The 10,088-nt window shown below is 74.4% G+C and carries 8 protein-coding genes; 6 read left to right on the top strand and 2 right to left on the bottom strand.

The window, feature by feature from the left end; all coding sequences use genetic code 11:
* Window positions 1-432: 432 nt before the first annotated feature.
* Window positions 433-1,416, bottom strand: coding sequence for an aldo/keto reductase (locus ACZ4UX_RS20110; RefSeq protein WP_465707630.1), 984 nt, complete (start codon window positions 1,414-1,416; stop codon window positions 433-435).
* A 612-nt stretch (window positions 1,417-2,028) separates the two neighbouring features.
* Between ACZ4UX_RS20110 and ACZ4UX_RS20105 the strand changes: the two genes are divergently transcribed.
* Together ACZ4UX_RS20105 and ACZ4UX_RS20100 are read left to right on the top strand one after the other, a co-directional pair.
* Window positions 2,029-3,048, top strand: coding sequence for a PLL family lectin (locus ACZ4UX_RS20105; RefSeq protein WP_465707629.1), 1,020 nt, complete (start codon window positions 2,029-2,031; stop codon window positions 3,046-3,048).
* A gap of 188 nt (window positions 3,049-3,236) precedes the next feature.
* A complete protein-coding gene (locus tag ACZ4UX_RS20100; RefSeq protein WP_465707628.1) occupies window positions 3,237-5,324 on the top strand; it encodes a HelD family protein in 2,088 nt (695 codons plus the stop codon).
* 152 nt (window positions 5,325-5,476) lie between these two features.
* Here the strand turns inward: ACZ4UX_RS20100 and def are convergent, their stop codons facing one another.
* Window positions 5,477-6,139, bottom strand: coding sequence for a peptide deformylase (gene def, locus ACZ4UX_RS20095; RefSeq protein WP_465707627.1), 663 nt, complete (start codon window positions 6,137-6,139; stop codon window positions 5,477-5,479).
* A gap of 81 nt (window positions 6,140-6,220) precedes the next feature.
* Here def and ACZ4UX_RS20090 point away from each other — a divergent pair, with 81 nt between their 5' ends.
* From ACZ4UX_RS20090 to ACZ4UX_RS20075, 4 genes are all read left to right on the top strand, one after another.
* Window positions 6,221-6,802 carry a helix-turn-helix domain-containing protein gene (locus ACZ4UX_RS20090; protein ID WP_465707626.1) on the top strand — a complete coding sequence of 194 codons (582 nt, stop codon included), beginning with the start codon at window positions 6,221-6,223 and terminating at the stop codon, window positions 6,800-6,802.
* A gap of 113 nt (window positions 6,803-6,915) precedes the next feature.
* Entirely contained in the window at window positions 6,916-8,127 is a 1,212-nt protein-coding gene (locus tag ACZ4UX_RS20085) for a helix-turn-helix domain-containing protein (RefSeq protein WP_465707625.1), read from the top strand.
* A 170-nt stretch (window positions 8,128-8,297) separates the two neighbouring features.
* Window positions 8,298-8,915, top strand: a complete 618-nt coding sequence (locus ACZ4UX_RS20080) for a TetR/AcrR family transcriptional regulator (RefSeq protein ID WP_329485462.1) — start codon at window positions 8,298-8,300, stop codon at window positions 8,913-8,915.
* A complete protein-coding gene (locus ACZ4UX_RS20075) occupies window positions 8,912-9,823 on the top strand; it encodes an SDR family oxidoreductase (protein ID WP_465707624.1) in 912 nt (303 codons plus the stop codon). Before ACZ4UX_RS20080 ends, ACZ4UX_RS20075 begins: the two co-directional genes overlap by 4 nt.
* Window positions 9,824-10,088 lie beyond the last annotated feature (265 nt).

Here is a 10,088-nt window from a genome sequence, read left to right as displayed (position 1 = left end):
TGAGGGCCCCCCCCCAAAAGGCTTTTTTTTTTTCTCCCCCCCCCCGGGGGGGGAGGGGGGGCTGCTTTTTGGGGGGGGGGGGGGGGGGACCCCCCCCCCCCCCCCCCCCCCCCCCCGGGGCCGATCCGACGCGGATCGGATCGCCGGGCCGCGGTCCGCGGTGCCCGGCGGCACGAGGTCATTCCTACCCTGTCGGCGGCCGGTGAGCCTGGCCCTGCCGCACCCAGGCAACCCCGCCCCTGGTCCCGGACGTCCCGGTCGCCGGCCGGCCCGTCGTCGCCGCCTTTCTGGCGCACGGCTTCGCCGGTGCCGTCGCGGCCCGGCTCGGCGACGCCACCGTGACCAAGGCGGACGTGGTCGACGCCGCGGTGGCCGCCGCACCCTCCTGGTCGGCGCTGACACCCCCGGAGCGCGGGCTCCGTCGGCCGGCGGTCAGCCGTTGAGCGTCTTCATGTACTCCGGCGGGTACCGGTCGCCGGTGACCGCGCCGTGGGGTGCGACCGCCTCGATCGCGGCGATGTCCTCGGGAGTGAGGGCCACCTCGGTCGCGGCGGCGTTCTCCTCCAGGTAGCTGCGGCGCTTGGTGCCGGGGATGGCGACGGCGCCCTGGTGCCGGACCCAGGCGAGCGCCAGCTGGGAGGGCGTCACGCCCTTGGCGGCGGCGATCCGGCGGACCTCGCGCACGACCTCCAGGTTGCGGTCGAAGTTCTTCCCCTGGAAGCGCGGATCCGTCCGGCGCCAGTCGTCCGCGGCGAAGTCGTCGGGGCTGGTGATCGCGCCGGAGAGGAAGCCGCGGCCCAGCGGGGAGTAGGCGACCAGACCGATGCCCAGCTCCCGCAGCGTCTCCCGCACCCCGTCGTGCTCGATGCCGCGCTCGAAGAGCGAGTACTCGGTCTGCACGGCGGTGAGCGGGTGGACGGCGTGGGCACGCCGGATGGTCCGCGCGGACGCCTCGCAGACGCCGATGTAGCGGATCTTGCCGGCGGCCACCAGCTCGGCCAGCGCGCCGACGGTCTCCTCGATCGGCACCCCGGGATCGATGCGGTGCAGGTAGTACAGGTCGACGTAGTCCGTGCCCAGGTGCCGCAGCGACCGGTCGAGCGCCCGCCGCACGTACTCCGGGTGGCCGTTGAGCCCGGACGCCCGACCGTCGTCCGCGAGCTCCACTCCGGTCTTGGTGGCCACCACCGCGTCCGCCCGGCGCCCGTGCAGCGCTTTGGCCAGCAGCTGCTCGTTGCGGAACGGTCCGTAGCTCTCGGCGGTGTCCAGCAGGGTGACGCCGAGCTCCAGCGCCCGGTCGATGGTCGCCAGGGACTCGGTCTCGTCGGTGGCCCCGTAGAAGGCGCTCATCCCCATGCAGCCGAGACCCTGTACGCCTACGGTCAGGCCCTGGCTGCCCAGTGCTCGGTCTTCCATGATCTTCCCCTTACGTGACCGGTGACCGGTGACCGGTGACCGGTGACCGGCCGGCCCGGTGCGGGCCGGCGGCAGGTAGTTGACACCTGTACGTTACGCGCGCACCGGCCGTGACGCCCTCGGACGCCTCTCCGGCGCGCCCTCGGGCACGGGGAGCGCGCGAGGCCGGGAGCGCCTCGGCCGGAGCCTTGGGCAGTCGCCTTCCCGGTCTCCTGATTTTTAGTCAGAAACCCGCGCTGCCGCGTCGATCCGGGTCGCTACTGTCCGTGCAGGACATGCGGGAGGCACGCCCCAGGCATATCGTCGGAGACGAACCGACGGGTGGGCAGCCGGGATCGGTGCGCGGCCCTCCGGAGTCCTCCGCCCGCGGAGTCCACGACCGGCGTCCGACGACCGTTGCCGGAGCACCGTCGACGACGGGCGGGCGCACCCGTGGCAGGTCGTGCCCGGGCCCCGCCCCACGGATCCACGGGTCCCCGGCCGGCTCACCTTCCACCCCGTCGAAGTCGCCGAGGCCGCCCGAAGTCACCGAAGTCACCGAAGTCACCCGTCGAAGTCACCGAAGCCGAAACCGGAAAGCCGGGAAGTCTCATGGTCACGACGGTCAGCACCATGTACGGTGCCCAATTCTCCTGGGCCGGGCGCAATGCGGACGGCCGCCTGGAGGTCTTCGTCCACGCCGGCGCGAGCGGGCCGCTCTGGCACAGCTGGCAGTACACCGCCGGTGACGACGGGAGCTGGTCGGACTGGCGGCCGCTCGCCGGCGGCGTGACCGGAACCCCGGTCGTCGCCCCGAACGCCGACGGCCGCCTGGAGGTCTTCGGCGCCCACGACGACGGGACGCTGCGGCACAGCTGGCAGACCAGCCCCGGCAGCGGGTGGTCTGCGTGGGAGTCGCTCGGCGGCAGCATGGCGGGCGACCCGGCGGTCACCCAGAACTCCGACGGCCGGCTGGAGGTGTTCGTCCACCACGCGACCGACGTCGGCACGACCAGGATCCAGCACATCTGGCAGACCAAACCGAACAACGGCTGGTCGGGCTGGGGCACGATCGACGTCCACCCCGCCGGTCGGACCGCGGCCGCCCGGAACGCCGACGGCCACCTGGAGGTCTTCGCCCGCGAAGCCAGCGACCACCTCGTACACGCCTGGCAGCGCCCGCACATCGCCGGCTGGGTGATCGGCCGCGAACTCGGCGGCCTGACGGCGGGCGACCCGGCGGTCGGCTGGAACCCGGACGGCCGGCTGGAGGTCTTCGCCCTCGGCCCCGACGGGACGGCCCAGCACATCTGGCAGACCGCGCCCAACAACGGCTGGTCGAAGTGGGAGTCGCGCGGCGGCAGCCTGACGGGCGACCTGGCCGTGGCCCAGAACACCGACGGCCGCCTGGAGGTCTTCGGCTCCGGGTCCGACGGCACGCTCCAGCACTGCTGGATGACCCGCCCCGGCGACGGCTGGACCAGGTGGGAGTCGCTCGGCGGCAGCCTGCGGGGCGACCCGGTGGTCGCCCAGAACACCGACGGCCGCCTGGAGGTCTTCGCCCCCTTCACCGGCGGCAGCATCCGGCACATCCGGCAGGTCACCGCCGGCTCGACCGCCTGGTCGGACTGGCAGTCACTCGGCAATCCCTGACAGGCCGGCCCGGCCGAACACGCGACCCGGCGACGGGGCGAGCGGCATCCGGCCCCGGAACGGCAGGTCGGCCCGGTGGTGTGCACCAGAGGTCATATTCCACCCGGTTCGGTCAATATTTACTTTCCCGGATTCCCTCTGCATAGTGGCGCCTCGAAACAGTGGTGGATCGAGCCGAGAGGGCTTTCTTGTCTCAGATCAACGAGGTTGCCGCCCGCGAGGTGGAGCTTGAGCGGGTTCACGTCTCCGCCCTGGGCGACCTGTTCGACCGGCGGCTGGCCGGGGTGCGGGAGCAGCTGGCGCGCGTCCTCGCGGCGCCGTCCGACGGCGCGGGCGAGGTGTACGAGAGGGACTTGGCGGCCGGTCAACTGGCGCGCGAGGTGCGACGGTTGGAAGGGGCCGAGGACGGGCTGGCCTTCGGCCGGATCGACCTGGCGGACGGGACCGTCCTGCGGATCGGGCGGCTGGGGCTGCAACGGGACGCCGACGAGCTGCCGGTGCTGGTGGACTGGCGGGCCGAGGCCGCACGGCCGTTCTACGAGGCGACGCCGGTGCACCCGATGGGGCTGCGGCGACGGCGCCATCTGCGGCTGACGGGCCGGACGGTGGTGGGGGTGAGCGACGAACTGCTCGACGGCTCCGCACCGACCGAGCAGGACGTGGTCGGTGACGGTCCGTTGGCGGCGGCGCTCCAGGCCAGGCGGACCGGCCGGATGGGGGCGGCGGTCGCCACGCTCCAGGTCGAGCAGGACGCGATCGTCCGGTCGCCGCACCGCGGGGTGACGGTGGTGCAGGGCGGTCCGGGCACCGGGAAGACGGTGGTGGCGCTGCACCGGGCCGCGTACGTGCTGTACGCGTTCCCGAGGGCGGCCGAGCGCGGCGTGCTCGTGCTGGGGCCGAACGCGCGGTTCCTCGACTACATCTCCCAGGTGCTGCCCTCGCTCGGCGAGAACGACGTCGTCCTGGCGACGTGCGAGGAACTGGCCGGCGTCGCACCGGGCGCGGCGGACCCCTTCGAGGTGGCGCGCCTCAAGGGGAGTTCCGTACTCGCCGACGCGCTGGCCGCCGTGGTCCGGTCCCGGCAGGCCCCGGGCGGCGACTTCGAGGTCCGGGTCGGCCGGGAGTGGATCCGGCTCCCGGAGGCGGAGGTCGTCCGGGCCCGGGAGTCGGCGCGGAGCAACGCTCTCGCGCACAACCCGGCGCGCCGGCTGTTCAAGGAGCTGCTGGTCGACGCCCTCGTCGACGAGCTGGCCCGCAGCGGCGCCGAGGTGCTGGAGGAGATCGACGCCCAGGTCGCCGAGCTGACCGGACTCGACCTCGACCGGGCCGCCGCGGCGGACCTGCGCCGCCTCGGTCTCGACGACGCGCCGGCCACCGGGGCCGACGAGTTCGACGCCGACGCCGTCCGCGCCGACCTGCTGGACGACGCCTGGCTCGACCGGGCCGTCGAAGACCTGTGGCCCCGGCTCACGCCGGGCCAGGTGGTCCACACCCTGCTGGCGGAGGGCGACGATCCGGCCGGGCACCTGCAGCGGTTCACCGACGAGCAGCGGGCCCTGCTGCGGCGAACGCCGGAGGCGCCCTGGACGGACGGCGACGTGCCGCTCCTCGACGAGGCGGCCGGCCTGGTCGACGGCCCGCCGGAGCAGACGTTCGGGCACGTCGTCGTCGACGAGGCGCAGGAACTCACCGCCATGCAGTGGCGGATGATCGTGCGCCGCTGCCCGGGCCGGTCGATGACCCTGGTCGGGGACTTCGCCCAGGCGGGCCCGGCGACGGTGGCCCGGGACTGGAAGGAGGCGCTCGGCTCGGACCTCGGACGGCGCTACGACCTGCGCACCCTGACCGTCAGCTACCGGACCACCCAGGAGATCCTCGCCGTTACCGAGGACCTGCTCGCCCGGATCGCCCCGGACCGCACACCGATCCGCTCGATCCGGCACGGCGAGGTGCCGCGCACCCTCGCCGCGGACCCGGCGTCGCTCGTCACCGCCCTCCTGCGGGAGCTGCGCGAGCAAGGCGCCGCGCACCCCGGCGAGTTGATCGGGGTGATCTGCGCCGACGACCGGACGGCGCAGCTCGCGGCCGCGGGCGTCGAACGGCACGCCCGGCTGGTGCCGGCCTCACAGGCGCGCGGGCTGGAGTTCGACACCGCCGTCGTGTTCGACCCGGACGGCATCACCGCCGCCCGCCCCGGCGGCGAACGCGACCTGTACGTCGCCCTCACCCGCGCCACCAAGCGCCTGTGCACCCTCACCGCGGAGGCCACCGGCTGACACGGCCCGGCCCCGGCCGTCACCCGACGGCGGGGGCCGCCACCGCAGCCGTCAGACCACCCGTCAGACCACCCGACCGGGAGCGTCGAGCCAGGCCGGGGCAGGTCCGGGCCGGGAACACGGGCCCCCGGTGGTCCCTGCCCTCGGATCCGTCAGCGGGCGAAGGGGGCGGCCCTGGCGGCGCGTTGGGCGAAGACGGCCTCGCGGCGGTCCGCCGTCTGCCGGAGTGCGTCCTTGCGGTCCCGCTTCGACAGCCGGTCCAGGTACGTGTGGCCGTCGAGGTGGTCGCTCTCGTGCTGCAGGCACCGGGCGAAGTAGCCGGTCCCCTCGATCACGAGCGGCTTGCCGTCCTGGTCGAACCCGCGCACGACGGCGTGGTCGGTGCGGGGGACGGCCATGGCGGCACCGGGCACGGAGAGGCAGCCCTCCATGTCGTCGACCAGTCGGCGGTCGCCCGGCTCCGGCAGCTCCAGGACCGGGTTGAGGATGTGGCCGACGTGCCGGATCCCGTCGTCGTCCGGGCAGTCGTAGACGAAGAGCCGCAGGTCGACGTCGACCTGGTTGGCGGCCAGGCCGGCGCCTTCGGCCACGTGCATGGTGAGGAACATGTCGTCGATCAGCGCCGACAGTTCGGGCGTGCCGAACTCGGTGACCTCCCGGCACGGGCGGTGCAGGATCTCCTCGCCCGCCTCCGTGACCCGGCGGACCGAGCCGCGTTCCGCCTCGGGTGACAGCGCCGGGTAGGAGTCCACCGGTGTGCCCTGGACCCGGACCCGCCGGTCGACGGGACCGGGCCGCTCGTGACGAACGGACATGCTGTCTCCCCCACTCACCCTCTGGCCCACCCTGCGGTGGACCGCTTGCCAGTCGCTTTGCAAAGTAGCAGACTTTGCAAAGTGACTGAGGAAGACGTCAACACCCCGCCCGGTCGGTCCCGGCAGGCCGAGGACCGGCTGCCCGCGCACGAGGTCCGCACGGCGCTGCTGGAACTGCTCGCCGAAGTCGGCACCGTCACGGCGACCGAGGCGGCGACGCGGCTGGGGCACAGCTCCGGGCTCTGCTCGTTCCACCTGCGGCAGCTCGCCCGGCACGGACTCATCGAGGAAGCGCCGCACACCGGGGGCCGCGCACGGCCCTGGCGTCTGCGGCAGGAGGCGCCGGACGCCGGTGCTCCCTCGGCGGAGGAATTCGGCGACCTGGCCCGGGGGCTGGAGGACGAGAGCTGGCGACGATGGCTCGGCCACCGCGAGCTGGCGCCCGCCGCATGGCGGCACGACGAGGCGTTCAGTGCCGTCGCCTACCTGACGCCCGAGGAGATGAGCGGGGTCGCGGCCGCGGTCCGGCAGGCGCTCGCCCCCTACCAGCACCGCGAACAGCGCCCCTTGGCCCGGCCCGAGGGCGCCCGGCCGGTGGCCCTCATCACCCGACTGTTCCCCCTGCTCCCCGATCAGCCGGGCGACGAGGGCCGGCGGGGCTGAGCGGCCGGCAACCGCCGGGCTCGGCATACTTGGCCGGACCCCGGAAGCACCCGCTCCCTCCCCCTCGGTGCGTGGGGGCCGCCGGTGCGGATCGCCGACCCTCGAGGAGAGCCGTGTCCACCACCCCGCAGCCGGCGCCGGACGGCACGCCGGAGGTGACCCCGGCCGCGAGCCGGGCCCGCTGGCGGCAGGTGCGCGACCACCTGAACCGCCACCGCTTCGAGCTGACCCGGGCGGCCGCGGCCGAGCACGCCGCCCGGCAGTTCGCGCCGGGCGGGCGGCTGCTGGCGCGCGAGCACTGGATTCCCAATGTGCCCGTACCCCTGGAGCGGGTGCGGCTCCGGTGGCAGGAGCGGACCCCGGCCGCCCCCGTCGACGGCCGCGGCCCGGCGCTGGACGCCACCCGCGCCCGGCGCGACGACGGCACCCCGTACCCCTGCTACGCCGACGCCGTCCGCGACCTGGCCAGGCCGAAGCTGTTCGAGGACCGGAGTTGCTACCGGCTCCTGGCGGTGGCGCCGGACGCGGCCGCGCCCACGCTGACCTTCGGCCGCGGCACCTACTTCGACGTCATCAACGTCTGCGAGGCCGCCGCTCACGAGTACGCCGCCGCCGCGCCGGCCGCGCCCGGCCGGCCCGTGCCGGCCGGCGGCGCCACGCCGCTGCGGGCCGCCCTCGGTGATCCCACCGATCTCGACCGGCGGCCGGTCATGACCGCCGTGAGCACGCTGGTCATCCGCCACGACCGGCGGACCGGCGCGGCCGAGTTCGTCCTGCACTGGCGCGACCCGGCCAAGGTCGCCAGTGGGGGCGGCCTCTTCCAGGTCATGCCCGTGGGCATGTTCCAGGCCTCCCACGACGCGCCGTGGAACGAGGCCAACGACTTCGACCTGTGGCGCGCGGTCGTGCGCGAGCTCAGCGAGGAACTGCTCGGCGGCAGCGAGGACTACGGCAGCGGCGCGGCCCCGATCGACTACGACGGCTGGCCGTTCAACCGGACCCTGACCGAGGCCCGCGCGGCCGGCACGCTCCGGGTGTCCTGGCTGGGCCTGGGCATGGACCCGCTCACCTTCGTCACCGACCTGCTGACCGTCGCGGTGTTCGACGCCGAGCTGTTCGACACGGTGTTCGCGCGGATCGTCTCCACCAACGACGAGGGGCACCGCGTACGGCTGGACGACGGCACCGGGCACGCGGTGGGGATCCCGTTCACCGCCGAACAGGTCGAGCGCCTCACCACCGGCGAGCCGATGCAGCCGGCGGGCGCGGAACTGCTCCACCTCGCCTGGCTGCACCGGGAGACGCTCCTGAACGGCCCCGCGTGACCCCGTGACCCGCGACCCCGTGACCTCGTGACCTCGTGGCCGCGTGATCCAGGGGCCCGGTTCCGTTGGCGGTGAGACGGGCCGTCGCAGCGGCCCGCGGCCCCCGCTTGCCCTGCGGGCGATCGCGGGCTTTAATAAATGAACAGGCATTTATTAATGAGGGGGTAGCGATGGCCGGACGTCCCCGAGGCGTGGACGACGTGGTGATCCTGCGCGCGACGGCCGAGGTGATCGGCCGGGTGGGCCCCGCCGGGCTGACGCTGGCCGCCGTGGCCCGCGAGGTCGGGCTGGTGCCCGGCACCCTCGTGCAGCGGTTCGGTTCCAAGCACGGCCTGCTGGTGGCGCTCGCCGAACAGTCCGTCAAGGACGCGGACGCGTTGCACGGCCGGGTGCGGGAGGCGCACCCATCGGTCCTCGGGGCGCTGGCCGCGCTGGTCGTCGAGTCGATGGCTCCGATGGCCACGCCGGAGAGCTTCGCCAACCACCTGGCTTTCCTGTGCACGGATCTCACGGACCCGCAGCTCTACGAGCCCGCCCTGGCCGCCCACCGGGCCCAGGAACGGGTGATCCGGGCACTGCTGGCGGAGGCCGTCGCCGCCGGCGAACTCCGGGCCGGGACGGACGTCGCGGCGGTGGCCGGGTCCGTCCAGGCGGTCACCGCCGGCGTGGGCCTCGTCTGGGCGCTCGACCGCCGGGGCACCCTCGCGCAGCGGCTGCGCCGGGAGCTCGACGCCCTCCTGGCCCCGCACCACCCACCCCGGCACCGCCACGACCTGGAGGAAGCATGACGAACGACACCCCGCCGCTGGCGGGAAAGGTGGCGCTGGTCGCCGGCGGGACCAGGGGCGGCGGGCGGGGCATCGCCGTCGAGCTCGGGGCGGCCGGCGCGACGGTGTACGTCACCGGCCGCAGCAGCACGGCCGGGCGCTCCGACCTGGACCGCCCGGAGACCGTCGAGGAGACCGCCGAGCGGATCACCGCCGCCGGCGGCGTCGGCGTCCCCGTCCGCACCGACCACAGCCGCCCGGAGGAGGTCCGCGCCCTGGTCGACCGGATCGCGGCCGAACAGGACGGCCGGCTCGACGTCCTGGTCAACTCCGTGTGGGGCGGGGACCAGCTGACGGACTGGACGCACCCGCTGTGGGAGCAGGACCTCGACACCGGCCTCCGGCTGCTGCGGCGGGCGGTGGAGACCCATGTGATCACCAGCCGCTTCGCGCTGCCGCTGATGGTCGCGCGCCGGAGCGGTCTGGTCGTGGAGGTCACCGACGGCAACACCGCCCGCTACCGCGGCTCGTTCTTCTACGACCTCGCGAAGTCTGCGGTGATCCGCCTCGCCGTCGCGCAGGCCGCCGAGCTGAAGGCGCACGACGTCGCGGCCGTCGCGATCACGCCGGGCTTCCTGCGCTCGGAGGCCGTGCTGGAGCACTTCGGGGTGACCGAGGCCAACTGGCGCGACGGCGTCGCCCAGGACCCGAACTTCGCCCACTCGGAAACCCCCGCCTACCTGGGGCGGGCGGTCGCCGCGCTGGCCGCCGACCCCGCCGTCATGGCCAAGACCGGCCGGGCGCTCGCCACCTGGGGCCTCTACCGGGAGTACGGGTTCACCGACGCCGACGGCACGCGACCGGACTTCGCCGCCCACTGGGCCGACTCCCTGGAGGCGGAGTTCGGGCCGCTGGGAGATCCGCTCTGACCGTCGCTCCGACGGGCCCGCCGTCCCGACCCACCGCTGGGCGCCCGCTCGATCCGAGCGGGCGCCCTTCGGCGTCCCCGGGGCGGACACGGCGCCCGCGCGCCTGCCTGGCACCACGGCACGCCCCCAAGTTGAACATGTTCAAACCAGTGCGCCATGATGATCCCGAACGGGAGTCCCCGCCCCCGCCCAGGGGTTCGGGCCACCCCGCCGTGCCCCGCCCTGCCCCGGCGCACCGCGCTCGCCGGCAGCGGAAGAAAGGACC

The sequence above is a fragment of the Kitasatospora sp. NPDC028961 genome, assembly GCF_055564815.1.
This window is presented reverse-complemented; position numbering and strand designations above follow the sequence as displayed.